This window comes from Devosia chinhatensis, from assembly GCF_000969445.1.
GTDB lineage: Bacteria > Pseudomonadota > Alphaproteobacteria > Rhizobiales > Devosiaceae > Devosia > Devosia chinhatensis.
Genome location: NZ_JZEY01000054.1, coordinates 1,032,616 through 1,049,856, shown reverse-complemented (window position 1 = coordinate 1,049,856; position 17,241 = coordinate 1,032,616). Strand labels below are relative to the sequence as shown.

14 protein-coding genes and 1 tRNA gene are annotated in these 17,241 nt (G+C 61.9%); 10 read left to right on the top strand and 5 right to left on the bottom strand.

From position 1 onward, the window contains the following. Nucleotides 1-12 precede the first annotated feature (12 nt). The gene (locus VE26_RS05000) at nucleotides 13-1,053 is read right to left on the bottom strand and encodes a polysaccharide deacetylase family protein (RefSeq protein WP_052715678.1); all 1,041 of its coding nucleotides are present in this window, start codon (nucleotides 1,051-1,053) and stop codon (nucleotides 13-15) included. Beyond that, on the bottom strand, nucleotides 1,053-3,527 hold the full coding sequence (locus VE26_RS04995; RefSeq protein ID WP_046104011.1) for a GumC family protein: 2,475 nt from the start codon (nucleotides 3,525-3,527) through the stop codon (nucleotides 1,053-1,055). Before VE26_RS04995 ends, VE26_RS05000 begins: the two co-directional genes overlap by 1 nt. A gap of 153 nt (nucleotides 3,528-3,680) precedes the next feature. Here VE26_RS04995 and VE26_RS04990 point away from each other — a divergent pair, with 153 nt between their 5' ends. The 4 genes from VE26_RS04990 to VE26_RS04975 all read left to right on the top strand — a co-directional run bounded on the left by VE26_RS04990 (nucleotide 3,681) and on the right by VE26_RS04975 (nucleotide 8,223). Continuing rightward, nucleotides 3,681-4,232, top strand: a complete 552-nt coding sequence (locus VE26_RS04990; RefSeq protein ID WP_046104010.1) for a polysaccharide biosynthesis/export family protein — start codon at nucleotides 3,681-3,683, stop codon at nucleotides 4,230-4,232. Between the two features lie 4 nt (nucleotides 4,233-4,236). Continuing rightward, on the top strand, nucleotides 4,237-5,349 hold the full coding sequence (locus VE26_RS04985) for a glycosyltransferase family 4 protein (RefSeq protein WP_046104009.1): 1,113 nt from the start codon (nucleotides 4,237-4,239) through the stop codon (nucleotides 5,347-5,349). A 76-nt stretch (nucleotides 5,350-5,425) separates the two neighbouring features. Further along, the gene (locus VE26_RS04980) at nucleotides 5,426-6,940 is read left to right on the top strand and encodes an undecaprenyl-phosphate glucose phosphotransferase (protein ID WP_052715677.1); all 1,515 of its coding nucleotides are present in this window, start codon (nucleotides 5,426-5,428) and stop codon (nucleotides 6,938-6,940) included. Then, nucleotides 6,937-8,223 (top strand): O-antigen ligase family protein, encoded by a 1,287-nt coding sequence (locus VE26_RS04975; RefSeq protein ID WP_046104008.1) that lies wholly within the window; start codon nucleotides 6,937-6,939, stop codon nucleotides 8,221-8,223. Before VE26_RS04980 ends, VE26_RS04975 begins: the two co-directional genes overlap by 4 nt. Here VE26_RS04975 and VE26_RS04970 read toward each other — a convergent pair. Then, nucleotides 8,220-9,194 carry a phosphotransferase enzyme family protein gene (locus VE26_RS04970; RefSeq protein ID WP_052715676.1) on the bottom strand — a complete coding sequence of 325 codons (975 nt, stop codon included), beginning with the start codon at nucleotides 9,192-9,194 and terminating at the stop codon, nucleotides 8,220-8,222. The two genes, VE26_RS04975 and VE26_RS04970, sit on opposite strands and share 4 nt — an antisense overlap. Nucleotides 9,195-9,253: 59 nt before the next feature. Further along, nucleotides 9,254-9,330 (bottom strand) — tRNA-Pro (locus VE26_RS04965). Nucleotides 9,331-9,886: 556 nt separating this feature from the next. Between VE26_RS04965 and VE26_RS18975 the strand changes: the two genes are divergently transcribed. Continuing rightward, entirely contained in the window at nucleotides 9,887-11,656 is a 1,770-nt protein-coding gene (locus tag VE26_RS18975) for a metal-binding protein ZinT (RefSeq protein ID WP_200897210.1), read from the top strand. 183 nt (nucleotides 11,657-11,839) lie between these two features. Here the strand turns inward: VE26_RS18975 and nikR are convergent, their stop codons facing one another. Beyond that, nucleotides 11,840-12,292, bottom strand: a complete 453-nt coding sequence (gene nikR / locus VE26_RS04955; RefSeq protein ID WP_046104007.1) for a nickel-responsive transcriptional regulator NikR — start codon at nucleotides 12,290-12,292, stop codon at nucleotides 11,840-11,842. Between the two features lie 119 nt (nucleotides 12,293-12,411). Between nikR and VE26_RS04950 the strand changes: the two genes are divergently transcribed. Genes VE26_RS04950 through VE26_RS04930 form a run of 5 tightly spaced genes read left to right on the top strand, consistent with a single transcriptional unit; the run spans nucleotide 12,412 to nucleotide 17,238 of the window. After that, nucleotides 12,412-13,980 (top strand): ABC transporter substrate-binding protein, encoded by a 1,569-nt coding sequence (locus VE26_RS04950; RefSeq protein WP_046104006.1) that lies wholly within the window; start codon nucleotides 12,412-12,414, stop codon nucleotides 13,978-13,980. A 43-nt stretch (nucleotides 13,981-14,023) separates the two neighbouring features. Further along, nucleotides 14,024-14,974, top strand: a complete 951-nt coding sequence (locus VE26_RS04945; protein ID WP_244465629.1) for an ABC transporter permease — start codon at nucleotides 14,024-14,026, stop codon at nucleotides 14,972-14,974. Next, a complete protein-coding gene (locus VE26_RS04940; protein WP_046104004.1) occupies nucleotides 14,971-15,834 on the top strand; it encodes an ABC transporter permease in 864 nt (287 codons plus the stop codon). The genes VE26_RS04945 and VE26_RS04940 overlap by 4 nt, the downstream gene beginning before the upstream one ends. Then, nucleotides 15,834-16,634 carry an ATP-binding cassette domain-containing protein gene (locus VE26_RS04935; RefSeq protein WP_052715675.1) on the top strand — a complete coding sequence of 267 codons (801 nt, stop codon included), beginning with the start codon at nucleotides 15,834-15,836 and terminating at the stop codon, nucleotides 16,632-16,634. The genes VE26_RS04940 and VE26_RS04935 overlap by 1 nt, the downstream gene beginning before the upstream one ends. Next, a complete protein-coding gene (locus tag VE26_RS04930; RefSeq protein ID WP_046105031.1) occupies nucleotides 16,627-17,238 on the top strand; it encodes an ABC transporter ATP-binding protein in 612 nt (203 codons plus the stop codon). The genes VE26_RS04935 and VE26_RS04930 overlap by 8 nt, the downstream gene beginning before the upstream one ends. Nucleotides 17,239-17,241 lie beyond the last annotated feature (3 nt).

Genomic DNA, 17,241 nt, shown 5'->3' with positions numbered 1-17,241 from the left:
CCTTCCAGGCTCTTAGCTCATCACCTTGCCGATCTGGGTGAAGAGGCCGCCGCTCGAGAACACATCGACGTAACGCCGCTGCTGGAAATACCCGTTCAGTGAAATGCGTGGCAGCGCCGTCGGCGTTTGCAGGTGATGCGGATAAAGACCGCCTGGCCGCGTGGTCACGGCCGAACGGAAACCCAGCTCCCGGGCAATTTGGAACTCGCGCGGCCCGCACGACAATGGACCGCCCAGCGGATAGGAAAAATGCTCCGGCCGGAGGCCGAACTGGGCTTCGATGACCTCGACCGATTGGCGCATTTCGTTGCGCGCCTGTTCTTCAGGCAGCTTGGCGAGTTCGAAATGGTGCACTGTATGCGCCCCAAGGGTGCACAATGGCTCGCCGGCAAAGAGACGCAATTGCTGCCAGTCCATGATCAGTTCGCGGCATTGGCGTTCCAGATCATAGCCATAATTGGATGTGAACTCGGCAAGCAACTTCAGCCGTTCCGGCTCGGGCAGCGTCCTCAGGCGCCAATAGAGACGGTCGAAGGCCTCCTGCTTTTGCGGCAGCGTCCTTGTGTCGACATATTCGGTATCGCCGTCCTCGGTAAAGGCGACAGCCTCCTGGCGGGCGATGATGTCCTCGATTGCCTGCCACCAGAGCTGGCCCACGCCATCGACGAAGGCCGTGGGAACATAGAGCGTGAACGGCGCCTCGTGCCGCTGCAGGATCGGCAGGGCATGCGTGAGATTGTCCCTATAGGCGTCGTCGAAGGTAAGAACGACGAACGGCCGTCCCTTCCTGGGCTCCGCCAGGCGCAGGAGGGCTTCGTCCAGGGACACGATGTCGGCACCCTGTGCCCGCACGCGCTCGATGACGTAGTCGAGAAAGTCCGGCGTGATCTGGAGTATCGCATTGGGCGAAAAATCGGCCGGCTCGCCGGGCAGCACCCGGTGCAGCGTGAAGATCACACCGCGCGATTGCGAGAAGAGATTGAAGAGGTGCGGCGCACGCGCCAGCCAGAGCGCCTCGAACGCAGCCCGTATAGCGGCATATTTGAGCGACATCAGGCCGCAACCGTTTCCGCGAACGGCGTGATTTCGACGCGCGGCAGACCGGCTTCCTCGAGACGCCTGCGGGTCTCCTCTGCCGTTTCGACGTCATCACCCTCTCCTGTCACGAGAATCACTCTCCCGCCCAGCTCAGAAAAGGCGCCGAGCATCGACTTACGATCGACGCGCCCGGTGAGCACCACCACAACCTCGTAGATATCGCCGAGCGCCTCGGCGAGCACGAGTGGACGATTGGAATTGCGGGCGATCGCGTCGCCCTGCCCCCAGGTTACTTCGGCAAAGCTGTTGTCGGCCGATTTCTGAACGACGTCGCCAAAACTTGCGGCGCCGGTGCTAAGGTCTGTGAGGCCGGGATTGTCGGTCATCCGGCCGGTGCCCGCATCGATGAGCGCGACGCTCAGTCCCTTGCCAAGGGCGTCGGCGATCAGGTCCTCGGCCATGAAGCGACTGGCCTGGGTGTCGCCGTGGTCGGCGAGCAGCAACAGATGGGTGCGCCCGAGCACCAGGTCGGAAACAAGCTCGGTGTAGCTCAGGACCCGGGCTGGGTGGACCGGCGGCTTATGTGCAGGCGTAGTTTCTTCAAAGCGCTCGACGTCTTCATCCGGGTCGGTGAGTGACGCAGCCATGGCCGGCGCCAACGGAGCGTCTGCCATCAGGGAGCGGATAAAGGCACTTGCGGCGTCCGGAACCTTGTCGGCTGCCGGCTCTTCGATGGATTCGATCCGCAGCTCTTCCATGCGCTCGGCGACGGCCTCCAGCGTGCGAGGCTCCGGGGTCTCCTCGTCGTGGAAGTCCTCTTCAGGAGCACCTTCGGTCTCCGCAGGCGCTTCCGGCTCGTCCCAGGCATGACCAAGATCATCGACATCCGTGGCCATGTCCCCTTGCGAGATTTCGACAGGGTCCGCCGGCGGAGCTGCCACCGGATCCGCCGCAACCTCGGCTTCCGACCCCAAATGGGCTTCCGGCTGGGGCTCGGGTTCTTCCCAACGCTGGTCCGGCTGCAATTCGGCCTCGTCGAACGGCACTTCATCAAGTTCGTCCTGGGCACGCGCTGGCACCGCACGAGCGACGGGCACGAGGGCACGCCCGGACATCAGCTCCGCAAAGGCGATGGCCCCAACCTGCACGGCCACCGAGACCAGAGCAATCGCCACCATGATCAGCGAGGTCTTCGGAGAAGCCGGCGTCACCGATGGCGCGGCGACAGAAACGACGCGCACGTCCGGCAGGGCCGAATTGGAGTCGACGCGCGAGGAGGCTTCGTTGTAGCGAGCGAGATAAGCCTCGAGCAGATCGCGCTGCGCCTTGGCTTCGCGCTGCAATCCGTCGAGGGTTACGGTGTCGCGCGTGGCGGTCGACGCACTGGCCTTGGCGCGATCGAGGTCAGCCTGCAGGGACGCTTCGAGGTCTGCTTCGATCTCGGCCTCTGCCTGCAATGCGGACGCAACACGGCGCCCCTCCTGGCGGATCTGATTATCAAGTTCGGCAACCTGGGCGTTGAGGGCCCGAATGGTCGGATGGCTGGACAGGAGCGTTGCCGAGCGCTGCGCGAGTTCGCCCTGCAGGCGGGCCTTCTCCTGGCTCAATTGCTGAATGACGAGAGAATTGCGCACATCGGCGACACCCTCGATCGGCTGGCCCTGGTCGATCAGGCCACTGATCAAGGAGGCGCGGGACAAGGCGGTGTTCTTGCGTTCCTGGGCAGCCGTGATCTGGGTGGCCACAGTCGACAATTGCTGGTCGAGCAGGCTTGTATTGTTCTGACCGGTGAAGAGATCGTTATCGACGCGGAATTCGGCGACAGCCGATTCTGCCTCCTGCACCGACACGCGGAGACGGTTGATCTCGTCGAGCAGCCAGCCCGACGCCTCGGCGGTGTCAGAAATGGACAGATCGGCGCGGCGGGCGACGTGCGCGCTTGCCACCGCATTGGCGATGTCGGCCGCCAGTTGCGGATCGGTCGAGCGCACCAGAACCGAGATGATGGCCGAGTCGCGCTCCTGGACCACTGTCAGCCGCTCGTAGAGATTGTTCAGCACGGTCTCGTCGACGCTGTTGGGTGGAGACGAGCGCCTCCCGATCAGCTGGGCAATCATGCCCATGGGCGAAAAACCCGCATTGCCGCCGTTGAACTCGGCCACAGAGCGCAGGTCAAGCTGGTCGATGACTCGCAAGAGGGTATCCCGCGACTTGAGCAGCTCGATCTGGCTGGAGACCACGCCGGGGGTTCCGGCCGGAACGCTGATCGACTGTTCGCCGGAGGTGCGCAGATAGATGTTGGACCGCGGCTCGACCAAGATCGAAGACGCTGATTCATAGAGCCGGGGCTGGAACATTAAGATCACGAAGCCCAGCACTAGGAACGCGATTGTCACCAGCGCGATGCGCGGCAATTTCCGGATGACGGCCGACAGCAAGGCGGCAACATCAATCCGGGCGTCGTCGGATGCTGGTGAGTCTGGCGACATGGCGATACCCTCGAAATTCTTGCGCAGATAACGCCATGTGTAGTCAAAATTCGGTTAACCACCCTCGCAATCCGCATTTCGACGAATGGGCGTTAAGCGAAATCTTAACCATGAAAGGACATGGTAAGACGAACTCGAAGAAGCGGGACGCCGATGCGCCGGATACTTGCCCTTGCCCTCGTGGCAGCCCTGGCCCTTGCAGGATGCACCACGACCCGACCGGCCACCTATCCGGTCGAAACCAAAGGCCCCTATCAACTTGATAGTGGCGATGTGGTGCGCGTCACCGTCTATGGCGATGCGGAACTGAGCAAGACCTATCGCGTGGACGACAAGGGCGCGATCGCGTTTCCGCTCGTGGGCGCGGTGCCCGTGCGCGGCGGCACGACCGAGGAAGCTGGCAAGCGGCTCGCCCGGGCGCTGGCCAATGGCTATATGCGCAGCCCCGACGTTGCCGTCGAAGTGGAACAATATCGTCCCTTCTACATCCAGGGCGAAGTCCGCACTGCCGGGCAGTTCCCATACGTCTATGGCATGACCGTGCGGGCCGCGGTCAGCACTGCCGGAGGCTTTACGGAAGTCGCCGATCGCGACAAGGTCGTGGTTTATCGACGGCAGGGCAACCAGATGGCGCGTTCCGCCGTCGATCTTGACTTCCCCATCTTTCCGGGGGACACGGTCGTCATCTCCGAACGGTGGTTCTAGCTCAGTGACGGATCGACCTCTCCGCATCCTGCAAATCCTGCGAGCGCCGGTGGGCGGCCTGTTCCGCCACGTTGCGGACCTCACCAGGGCCCTTGCGGCGCGGGGACATTCGGCGGGGGTCGTGGTCGATACTCTTGCCAATGACGCGCAGACCGAAGGGCTCCTCGCCGCCCTTCTGCCTCACGCTGCTCTCGGCATCCACCGCTTCCCGATGCCTCGTCTCTTTGGCAAGGGCGATCTTACCACGCCGCTTGCCGTAGCCAGGCTCGCCCGCGAGCTCGACGTCGACATCCTGCATGGGCACGGCGCCAAGGGCGGCTTCTACGCGCGCCTGGCTCTCTACGGACGCGCGCGCGCCAAGGCTCTCTACACGCCGCATGGTGGCGTACTCCATTATCCTGCGGACTCCCGGTCCGGCCGGCTCTTCCACCGGATTGAGCGGCACCTCATGGGCAAGACTTCGGCGATCATCTTCGAAAGCCGCTATGCGCAGACGGTTTATTCGGCGCTGATCGGAGCGCCGAAGACCCGCACCGAGGTCATCCATAACGGTCTGCGGCCCGAGGAATTTATCCCGATCCGCCCTGCGCCAGAGGCCGCCGATTTTGTCTTTGTTGGCGAATTGCGCGCGCTCAAGGGCGTTTTTCCATTGATCGAGGCCCTGGCAAAAGTCCCGGGCGCGACCCTGACGATGGCCGGCGATGGTCCCGACAGGGTCGCCCTCGAAAGCCGGATCGCCGAATTGGGCCTGACGGGCCGGGTCACCCTGCCCGGCTCGCGCCCGGCCCGCGACATCTTTCCGCTCGGACGCTGCGCCGTGGTACCGTCTCTTGCGGAATCCCTGCCCTATGTGGTGTTGGAGGCAGCGGCGGCCGAACTGCCGGTCATTGCGACGCGCGTCGGCGGCATTCCCGAAATCTTCGGTCCCACGGCAAATGACCTGATCGAGGCGGGCAACGCGGATGCCCTTGCCGGCGCCATGCGCGACTTTCTCGACCAGCCCGAACGTGCCCGGGTCGCCATGGTCACTCGGCTCGCCCACATTCGCGCCGGCTTTTCGGTGGAGGCCATGACCGAATCCATCGAGGCGCTCTACCGAGCCGCGCGCCCAAATTAGTCTTGCGACTTCACTGAGTTTAAAGGTCTGTGGCAAATATTGGTCGGCGCAGAATTCTCGTGCCGGTAGCGTCGCCATGTATCGCGTAGACCCCAAGAAGGCCATTGAAGATCACGCCACGAGGCCTGTTGCAGGGCCCGGCCAGTTGTCACCACAGGCCGAAGCCGTGATTGCCCAGCCTGCACAAAAGCCGCTTTCAGCCGCCGTCATCGCCGGCATTGCGCAAATTGTCGAAGCGGGATTGCTTTCCGGATTAGGACTTGTGGTGCATGCGCTCTTTGCAGGACCAGTCCAGAACGAATTTTCCATTCCCGTTATTCTGGCCACGGCGCTTCTTGCCAATATCGCCTTCAATGCGGTCAGATCGCATCGCGTCTCGTCCTATCGCACCGCCTTGCCCCAGATCGGCAGAGTGCTCGGTGCCTGGTCGGTGGTGATGATCGCGCTGGCCGTGGGGCTATACTTCCTGGCCTCGGGCGATCTTGCGTCGCGCGCCTGGCTCGTCATCTGGTTCGGGTCCGGCGCTGTTGTGCTTGTAGCTTATCGGCTCGGCCTGCGGGCGCTGGTGCAGCACTGGACCAATATGGGCCGGCTGAAGCGCCGGGCGGTCATCGTGGGCGGCGGCACCGATGCGGCCACCCTGATCGAACAGGTCAAGGCGGGCGCCAGCAATGATGTGGAGCTCCTGGGGCTGTTCGACGACCGCGTCGGCGAGCGTTCACCGGAGATGGTCAGTGGCTACCCCAAGTTGGGCATGGTGGCCGATATCGTGGAATTTGCGCGGCGTACCCCCATCGATCTCGTCATCGTTTCGATGCCGCTCTCTGCCGAAAAGCGCGTGCTCGACATGCTTACCCAGCTCTGGGTCCTGCCGGTCGACATCCGCCTCTCCGCGCATATGAGCAAGCTCAAGTTCACCAACAAGGCCTATTCCTATGTTGGTGACGTTGCCGTTCTCGACATGGCTGACCGGCCGATCTCCGACTGGAACTTGGTGTTCAAGTGGGTTTTCGACAAGATCGTGGCGCTCACCGCTCTCGTGCTTCTCTCACCCGTCATGGTCGTGACGGCCATTGCGATCAAGCTCGAGAGCAAGGGGCCGGTTTTCTTCATGCAGAACCGGCATGGCTTCAACAATGAAACCATTCGCATCTTCAAGTTCCGCTCGATGCGCACCGACATGCTCGACGCAACGGCCTCCAAGCTGGTGACCAAGGACGATCCGCGCGTCACCCGCGTCGGAAAGTTCATCCGCCGCACCTCAATCGATGAATTGCCGCAGCTATTCAACGTGCTCAAGGGCGAGCTTTCGATTGTCGGCCCTCGACCCCATGCGCCCCAGGCCAAGGCCGAAAACCAGCTCTATTATGAAGCCGTCGAGGGTTATTTCGCCCGCCATCGGGTCAAGCCCGGCATGACCGGGTGGGCACAGGTCAATGGCTGGCGCGGGGAAACCGACACGATCGACAAGATCATGCAGCGGGTGAACCACGACCTCTATTATATCGAGCACTGGTCGATCCTTTTCGATCTCTACATCGTGCTGATGACGCCAGTCTCGCTGGTTTCCAAGAACGAGAACGCCTATTGACCAGCATAGGCGCCTTTGACGGACGCCTGTCTCGGGAACCGCGCAAGCCGCAGGTGGCGGCCCTTCGGGCGCGTGCGACGCGGGTGCTCGACCTGTTCGTGGCCCTCTGGGTCTTTTCGGGCAGCATCGTGCTCTTCGAGCCCTCGCCCTATGAGCTGACTTTCCTGCTGGTTCTGCCGCTCGCCATTTTTGCTGGCATTGGTCTTTATCGGTCCACCCTGGGCCTCTTGGGGATCATGATCGCGTTCACGCCCTTTGCGCTGATCGCTGTCTTCCAGGTCCGGTTCAATACGATCACCAGCGCGCTGATCTTTTCCCTGGTGACCGTCTTTCTCATGTTCACGTCGTACTTCGCCGCCAATTACGTGGCGGAGGCGACGACGAAGCGCATGCGGATCATCGTTGCGGCCTATACCGCAGCGGCTGTGCTGGCGGCTGTGATCGGCACCCTGGCCTATCTCGGGCTCATGCCCGGAGCTGACCTCTTCTTGCGCTACGGTCGTGCCAAGGCGACCTTCAAGGACCCCAATGTCTATGGGCCGTTCCTCGTCCTGCCCGCCATGTTCGCCCTCCAGCGCATCGTTCTGGCGCAAAATTTCAGGCAGGTGCTGTTCTCCGGCGCGATCTACATGATCCTGTTCGTGGGGGTCTTCGTCAGCTTCTCACGCGCAGCGTGGGGGCATTTTGCCGTGTCCTCGCTGATCGTGCTGGTCCTGGTCTTCCTGCTCGAGGCCAATGCGCGCGACAAGGTGCGCATCATCCTGATGTCCATGGTCGGGGCACTGATGCTTGTAGTCGCGCTTGCCGGTCTCTTGTCCATTCCTGCCGTGTCGAACCTGTTCGAGGCGCGCGCCAGTTCGCAGAACTATGACAGCGGCGAAACCGGCCGCTTTGGACGGCAGGGCTATGCCTATGAGCTCGCTCTCAACAATCCCTGGGGCCTGGGGCCCGGCGAATTCCGCAACCTGCGCATTATCGAGGAGCCGCACAATGTCTATGTGTCGGTGCTCCACGTCTATGGATGGGGCGGCGGGCTGCTCTTCTACCTGCTGATCGGCCTCACTCTCTGGAAAAGCATCCAGATCGTGGCACGACCCTCCCCGTACCGGCTCATGGCCATTCCAGTCACGGCGACCTTCGTGATCGTCATGGCGGAATCGGTCATCATCGATTCCGACCATTGGCGGCACATCTACCTTCTGATCGGGCTGGTCTGGGGTCTGGCCACGGCCATCGGCAACGACAAAAGACGGCGAGCGCCGCGCAGCGAGATGCTGCTCTAGGGCCAGATGGCGCCAGCCAGGTAGCGCTCGGCAAGGTCGGCTGTGCCTTCGGCGAAGCCAGCCTGATGCGTCTGCGCCAGATCCGTCTCGGCGTGTGAGCCGATCCAGGCAAGGAGCGCCATCCGCCGCAGCAGAATCATCGAATCGATTTCCGCGATGTCCTGGGGATCGAGCGCCCTGTGAGCGCAATATTGGTCCAGCCAGGCCGCCTTGAGTTCCGGCACGGTCTTGCTCGTCTCGTAGAACGAAATCGCGGCCGCAAAATCGTAGGTGAACCAGCACAGGCCACAATCATCGAAATCGATCAGGCTCACTCGGCTTCCATCGACCAGGATATTGCCCAGGCGCATGTCGGCGTGGATCAGCCCGTAGCGGTTCGGGGCCATACCATACCGGCCCAACCTTGCCTGCAATTGGTCGCTTGAGCGATCAAGGATGATGCGGATGGCGGGCGTGACACCGGGTGCGACCCGCCAGTCGCCCCACAGACCGTTGGCATCGAGAATGCTCTTTGCATTCCAGGCCTGGCGCATAAAGCCTGAGGGACGTGTCCAGTCCGCGGCATGGGCGTGCAGACGCGCCGCATATTCCCCCAACACCCCGAAGAGACCGACAAGATCGTCCGATGGGCTGGGCTCGGCGCCCTCGATGAACCGGAAGAGCACGGCATGGCGGCTCAGCCCATCGTGGGTAGTGACCTGCTGGATGAGCCTGCCGTCACGGCCGGGTACAGCCAAGGGAACCGGAAGGTCCGTGTCGCGATGCAGCGCACCAAGCCAAGCCAGCTCGCTGTCGATGCTGGCACTATCCTGATAATCGGGCCGGTGAACGCGCAGCGTATAGGCAGCGCCCCCTGGCGCGGCCAACAGGAAGGTGTGATTTTCCGAGTAATTGATCAGCCGCGGGACGGCACCCGTCAGTTCCGGCCAGAGCAGCGAAGCGGCTTGAGCGACGCCTGCCTGAATATCCATGATGGGTCCCGACCCTGTAGCGGAGGGCCCGGCCTCGATCCGCACATATATGGAGTGAATGGTCGGAGCGGCCGGATTTGAACCGACGACCCTTTGTCCCCCAGACAAATGCGCTACCAGGCTGCGCTACGCCCCGACTGCCGGGACACATAAGGAAGCTGCGCTTTTGAGGCAAGCCCCAAAATTAGCCTCAGGAGAACAAAAGGAAAATTCAGCGCCGCTTTGCACAGATAGGCGGGAACGGGCCGGCCGGAAACGCCGCTAAATGACAGAGCGTTTCCAGGCGGCCTGCGTTGATTGCTTCGCGGAAAAATCGCTCGGCCACCAGAAGCGCGTCTTGCGCTTACGATTAGTCAGGAGAGCACCTGTTCATTCCCTCAATTCCAGCCTTGCGCTTCAATGTATGTAATGTAATAACGTCACAACTGTTCGCCCACCTTCATCGAGTCGGAGGCTGGTGACGAACATTTCTTCACCCCGTGTGCCCACTTCTCGCCTAACCGCTTGAAGAGTCATCCATGTAATGAACCAGCCGTACCGAGACTCACGTCGTTATGTTATATCATTTTGTTGGAACCGCCGTTTCAAGGCGCAGCGGTCCAATGATTCCGTGATCACGACGGCCATTGGTGCCGCGTGACCTCCGCGTTCCGCTCCGGACCGCTTCCTTCAACCAATCCTGGGAGACTTCCTTGAAGCATTTTGCTCTTGGCGCCTCAACAATCGCACTCCTCACCAGCCTTGTCGGTGCGGCGCAGGCCGAAGATGTCACCGCATGGCGCGTGTTCGTCTCCGACCATAAAGAGTCGGTCGTGCATGTCCTCGATGCCCTAACCAACGAAGAAATTACCCACTTTGACGTCTCAGGTCCCGCCACCCTCTATCGCAGCTTGAGCGGCGCCACGGTTTATGCAGTCCAAGGTGCTGCGGGAACCGTTACCGCCATCGATAGCGGCATCCGCTTCGACGATCATGGTGATCACGCCGATATCGACGTTTCCGAACCCCGCCTGACAGGGTTTTCCGTCCATGGTGAAAGCCCGTCGCATTTCGTCGAGCATAACGCACACTTTGCCGCCTTCTTCGATGGCGAGGGTATTGCGCGCGTGTTCAGTGAAAGTGCGGCACTCGAGGGCGAAGCCGAATTTTCCGAAGTCAAGGCCAATGCGCCGCACCATGGCGTGGTGGTGCCCTTTGGTGAGCACTCCATCGTTTCGGTCTATAACACCGAAGGCGAAGGCTCGGTGGCTGGCGTACAGATCATCGACGGAAACGGCAATCCGGTTGGCAACGTCGTTGAATGCGCGGGTCTTCACGGCGAAGCGTTGTCTGGCAATCTCGGCGCAATCGGCGGTTGCCAGAGCGGCATTCTGCTGATCAGCTCGGCAGGCGGCCAGCCCAAGGTGGAGGTGCTGGAATTCACCGCAGGGCTGGGCGAGGGTCGCGTTTCGACGCTGCTTGGTGGCCGGGGCCTGCAGTATTTCCTGGGCAACTGGGATGCGGACACTGTTTCGATCATCGAGCCCGGTGCCGAGACACCCTACCGCCTGGTCGATCTGCCGACCCGACGCGTCCACTTCGCCGTCGACCCCGTGCGTCCTCGCTTTGCCTATCTGTTCACCGAAGACGGGACGCTACACAAGCTTGACGTGATAGCCGGTGCGGTGACCGCTTCCATCAAGCTCACCGATCTCTATTCGATGGATGGCCATTGGAGCGATCCGCGACCGCGCATTGCCGTGGCCGGCGACAATGTCTTCGTCACCGATCCGCTTGCGGGCAAGATCCACAGCGTCGATGCCGAAACCTTCGAGGAGAACGGCGAGATCGCCGTGAAAGGAAAGCCCTTCACCATCGTTGCCATCGGGGGCAGCGGCGTCCTGCACGGAGGTGAAGCGCACGATCACGCCGATGATCACGATCACGATGACAAAATTTATCAGGGCTATTTCGACGACAGCCAGATCAGCGAGCGCACCCTTGCCGATTGGGAAGGGGACTGGCAGTCGGTCTATCCGCTGCTGCAGGACGGAACACTCGACCCGGTGATGGAGCACAAGGCCAAAGCCGGCACCATGACCGCCGGTGAATATCGCGCATATTACGATGTCGGCTACCAGACCGATGTCGATCGCATCACCATCGCAGGCGACACCTTCACCTTTCATGCCAATGGCCAGCCGATGGAGGCCCGCTATGAAGGGGACGGCTACGAAATCCTGACTTACGAGAAGGGCAATCGCGGCGTGCGCTTCATCTTCGAGAAGGTCGAGGGCGACGCGGCTGCACCGCAATTCGTTCAGTTCAGCGACCACGCCATTGCGCCGCAGGATGCGCATCATTTCCATCTGTATTGGGGTGATGATCGCGCCGCCCTGCTCGAAGAGCTGACCAACTGGCCGACCTATTATCCGTCAGAGTTGAGCGGTGATGAGGTGGCCGCGGAAATGCTCGCTCACTAATCCTCGGCTCGAGAGCCAATGCCGCCCGGTCTCACGGGGCTGGGCGGCCCAATCTGATGGACGAGAGTGAACTTCAACGCGAACTCAACGCCTGCCCTGCGGCAAACGAGCCGATCGGCACATCGAGGGCAACTGGCCGCTCGAGAGTTCAGTGTTCGGCACGGCGCCTCATCCAGCCGCGGATCAGGAACCGTGGACGTGCCCGTGTTTTGAAGGCGACACCGTTGCAGGCGTTCCTGGAGCGGGGATGAGTTCCAGATTGCCGTGGCGGACAGAACGCTCGGCGATAACGTGGTCCGCGAAATGCTGCAGGTCCTTCATTGGACCCTTGAGGATTGCCACTTCCAGGCAATTGTCGTGATCGAGGTGGACATGCATGCTCGCCACGGTCAGGTCGTGGTGGCTATGGAAGGCGCTGGTCAGCCGCCGCGCCAGGTCGCGGGCCTCATGGTCATAGACGTAGCTCAGCACGCCGACATTGTCCTCTTGGGAGCCTTCCTGTTGTGCCGCCTGTCGCAGGCCTGCGCGGGCCAGATCACGGATGGCTTCGGAGCGGTTCTGATAGCCGCGCACCGCGATCAGCTTGTCGATCTCCGTCATCAGGTCATCGTCCAGGGTCACTGTCACGCGCTGCATAGATCCTCCGCGGTATGATGTTTCGGGGTCGACATCATACTCTTTCGTGCTATCGTCACCAGTGGGTCAGCGGTGCTGACCCATGCCTTGAGGGCTCGGTGCGATATAGGGGCAGATCAATGACCAAGGCAATTCAACGCCTCATGCTTGCGGGTCTGGCAACCGCTCTCCTGGCCAGTACAGCCTTGGCCGCGCCGAAGACGGAACTCTTTCTGGCCATTGGCGGAGAGCCCGATGGCGGCTACGACCCCCTCCTGGGATGGGGGCGATACGGTCATCCTCTATTCCAGTCCACGCTGCTCACGCGCGATGCTGATCTGGCCACGCAACCTGATCTTGCCACCAAATGGACCTTGTCGGACGATCGCCTGACCTGGACCATCACCCTGCGCGACGATGTCACGTTTTCCGATGGCAGTGCCCTGACTGCCGAGGACGTGGCCTTTACTTTCAACGAGGGTGCAAAGGCCGGCGGGGCTCTCGACCTCACGATGCTCGACAGGGCCGCGGCATTGGACGACGTGACGGTCGAGATCCGGCTCAAGCAGCCATGGATTACCTTCACAGAGAATTTCTACACCCTGGGGATCGTCCCGGCGGCGCGCTACAGCGAGGGCTACGCTCGCAATCCCATCGGGTCCGGTCCCTTCAAGCTGGTCTCCTGGACGCAGGGCGAGCAGCTTATCGTCGAGGCAAATCCGGACTATTATGGCGCCCAGTCGCCCTTCACGCGCATCACCTTTGTCTTTACGAACGAGGATACCAGCCTGGCCGCAGCGCAGGCGGGCCAGGTCGATATGGTTTCCGTGCCGGCTGCCATGGCTGACATTGCGCCCGCCGGCTTCACACAGGTCGTCGTAGCCTCCGTCGATAATCGCGGTATTACCTTGCCTGTCCCGATTCCGGGCATCAACGACGCCGGCAACGCCATCGGCAATGCCGTCACCTCGGACCCAGTGGTCCGCCGTGCGATCAATCTTGGCATTGATCGGGAGACGCTGGTGGAGGTTGCCCTGCTTGGGCATGGCACGCCCGCTTATGGCCCGGCAGACGGCTTGCCATGGTCCAATCCCGAAGCTTCAGTGACATTCGATCCCGAGGCCGCCAACGCCCTGCTCGAGGCGGCCGGCTGGGTTGTCGGCGCGGATGGGGTGCGCGCCAAGAATGGGGTTCGAGCGGCCTTCGCTATCACCTATCCGGCTTCGGACTCGACCCGTCAGGCTCTGGCTGCGACGCTGGCCGAGCTGCTCAAGCCGCTCGGTATCGAGGCGACGGCAACGGGCATGAGCTGGGACCAGATCGAGAGGGTTATGCATTCCGAACCCGTTATGTTCGGCTGGGGCAGCCACACCCCACTTGAGGTCTACAGCCTCTATCAAACCGGCCTGGCCGGCGTCGACTATTACAATGTCGGCTATTTCTCCAACGAAACGGTCGACGCACATTTTGCGGCAGCCCAGGCAGCCGAGAGCCTCGAAGCCTCTTATGAACACTGGCAGAAGGCCGAGTGGGACGGCACCACCGGCTTCGGTCCCAAGGGTGATGCGGGCTGGGCCTGGCTCGTCAATCTCGATCACATCTATTACGTCAGCGATTGCCTCGATATCGGGCCGACCCAGACTGAACCCCATGGCCATGGCTGGCCCATCACGGCGCTGATCCAGCAATGGACATGGACCTGCGATTAGGCCAGCCATGTTGAGTTGGTCTTTCGTCATTGCGATGCGGTTGATGCGGTTGGCGCTTCTGCTGGTCACCGTGGCTGTCGTCGCCTTTGCCTTGGCCAAAATGTCCCCGGTCGATCCGGTCAACGCCTATCTGGGCGCCGAGATTGCCCGGGTGGGGCCGGAACAGCGCGCCCACATCGCCTCAAAATGGGGGCTCGACCAGCCGGCCCAGGTGCAGTTCAGCCGCTGGGCCAGCAATCTGCTGGCCGGCGACCTGGGCTATTCCATGACCTATAATGCGCCGGTGCAAGAGGTGCTTGCGACCCGCTTCAAGACCTCCCTGCCACTGCTGGGCCTTGCCTGGCTGCTATCTGGCATTCTCGGCTTCGCACTCGGCGTCACGGCCGGCGCCAGGCCGGGAACGTGGATAGACCGTATCATCCGCCTCTATTCCTATGTGCTCGCTTCCGCGCCGACGTTCTGGCTGGCCATCCTGTTGCTCATCGTGTTTTCCGTGGGCCTTCGCTGGACGCCCGTCTGCTGCGCCGGGCCGATCGGCGTGCCGCCGCAGGACGTGACCCTGCTGCAATCGGTGCACCACCTTGTCTTGCCGTTAATTGCCCTCACCGTTTTAGGGGTGGCGCAGATCGCGCTCCATACGCGCGCCAAGATGGTGGAGATCATGCAGTCCGATTACGCGCTTTATGCGAGGGCGCAGGGCGCCTCGCAGATGGAGATCGCGTTGCGTCACGGGGCCCGCAATGCCGCCCTGCCCGCGCTAACGGTGCTTTTCGCATCGCTGGGCGAATTGTTCGGCGGTTCGGTGCTGGCCGAACAGGTTTTCGCCTATCCAGGGCTCGGCAGCGCGACCGTGGAGGCCGGCATTCGGGGCGATGTGCCATTGCTGCTGGCGCTGGCGCTGTTCCTGACCTGCTTCGTGTTTATCGGCAATTCGATTGCCGACCTGCTCTATCGGGTCGTGGACCCGCGCCTCCATGGGAAGACCGTGCGATGAGCGAAGCCATCGATGTCATCCCCGTCCAAACACGAGCCCCGTGGCTCAACAATCGCCTTATGACGCTGGCCGCTGCCATGGTTGGCGGTCTCATCATCCTTGGTGTCGTGAGCGGCTCGTGGTTGTTCGGCACGGTTGGCATAGATGCGGATTTCTCCACGCGCCTCGCCATACCATCCTGGACCCACTGGTTCGGCACAGACCAGCTGGGCCACGACATGTTCGCGCGTACCGTGCATGGCCTGACCATTTCCTTGTGGGTCGGGCTCATTGCTTCGGCGATCTCGGTCGTCATCGCGGCAGCTCTTGCCATCTTTGCAACCACCTGCGGGCGCTGGGCAGACGCGCTGGTGGCATTTTTGGTGGATGCCGCCATGGGCCTGCCACATCTGGTGCTGCTGATCCTGATTTCATTTGCCCTCGGTGGCGGCACGACTGCGGTCATCGTCGCCGTGGCGATCACGCACTGGCCGCGACTGACCCGCATCCTGCGCGCTGAGATCCTGCAATTGCGCCATGCCGATTACATCATTGCGGCCAGGCGCATGGGCAAGTCGTGGACCTTCATCGGCTTCCAGCATTTCCTGCCGCACCTTTGGCCGCAATTGCTTGTGGGCCTCGTCCTGCTCTTTCCCCATGCTATCCTGCATGAAGCAGGTCTGACCTTCATCGGTTTCGGCCTTGAACCATCAAAGCCGGCCATCGGTATCTTGCTGTCCGATGCCATGCGCTATCTCATGGCGGGCAAATGGTGGCTTGGCTTGTTCCCTGGCCTTTGCCTGCTGGCCATCGTTCTGTGCTTCGATGCCATCGGCAATGGCCTGCGCCTGCTTGCTGATCCCCGGCAGGAGCAACTTTGATGCTGCTCGAGGTCGACACGTTCTCCCTCTCGTTCCGACGTTACGAGGGCCTGCTCCGACAAAAGCGCATCTTTGCACTCCACGACATTAGCTTTTCTCTTCGACACGGCCAGATCCTCGCGCTGGTGGGTGCCTCCGGGGCCGGCAAAAGCCTCCTGGCTCATGCCCTCTTCGGCATCCTGCCACCCAATGCAAGCACCACAGGAACGCTACGCTTCGAAGGGGAGACGCTCGACGAAACGACGCTGCGAACCATCCGTGGACGTCGCATAGGTCTGGTGCCGCAATCGATCAGCCATCTCGATCCTCTGGTACGGTGCGGGCATCAATTGGCATGGGCGGCCAAACGCGCCGGAACGCGCCTCGACAGGGCCGCCATCACCGAACGCCTGGCGCGTTTTGCCCTTCCTGCCGAGGTGGCACGCGCTTTCCCGCACCAATTGTCCGGTGGCATGGCGCGGCGTCTGCTGCTGGCCATGGCCACAGTCGGTCATCCCGCGCTGGTCGTCGCCGACGAACCGACCAGCGGCCTCGATGCCGAAAATGCCAGTATGGTCATGGCTCAGCTGCGCGGGCTTGCCGACCAGGGACACGGGGTGCTGCTGATCACCCATGACCTGACGCAGGCAGCGCCATATTCAGACAGTGTCGCAGTGCTCGATGGCGGGCGTCTGGTGGCCATCGAACAGTCATTGCGGTTCCGCGGCACGGGCGAGACGCTCAATAGCGCATATGCGAGGGCGTTGTGGCGCGCCCTACCACAAAATGCATTTTACGCCTCGGATGATTGCCATGCTTGAGGCGCGCGACATCCAATTCTCCTATCACGGAGGCCGGCGCATTCTCGAGCGGGTGTCGCTGATCCTTGAGCCGGGCCAGGTCCTTGGGCTCGCCGGTCCGTCGGGCTGTGGGAAATCCACATTGGGCATGCTCATCGCCGGCCACCTTGAACCCGACGCGGGAAAAATATGTGTAGACGGTCAGCATCATGGGCGAGGTTGGTGCCCGGTCCAGTATGTGCATCAATCGCCCATTGCCACAGTCGATCCGCGATGGCGGATCGGACGCATCGTTGAAGAAGGCTGGGAGCCTGACGAGGAGACAAGATCCGCCATTGGCGTTTCAAAGTCCTGGTACGATCGCTTTCCGCACGAAATTTCCGGCGGAGAATTGCAGCGGGTGGTCCTGCTGCGCGCCATGGCACCATCCACCAGGTATCTCGTCGCCGATGAACTCACGGCGATGCTCGATCCAATCACGCAAGCCAATATCTGGAGATACCTGCTGGCTCAGTGTCGCAAGGGACTTGGCGTCATTGCGATCAGTCACGACCGGCAATTAATCGACCGTGTGGCCACAAGACGCTATACCTTGACCGATCGCGGACTGACCGACGTGGTTTGAGGG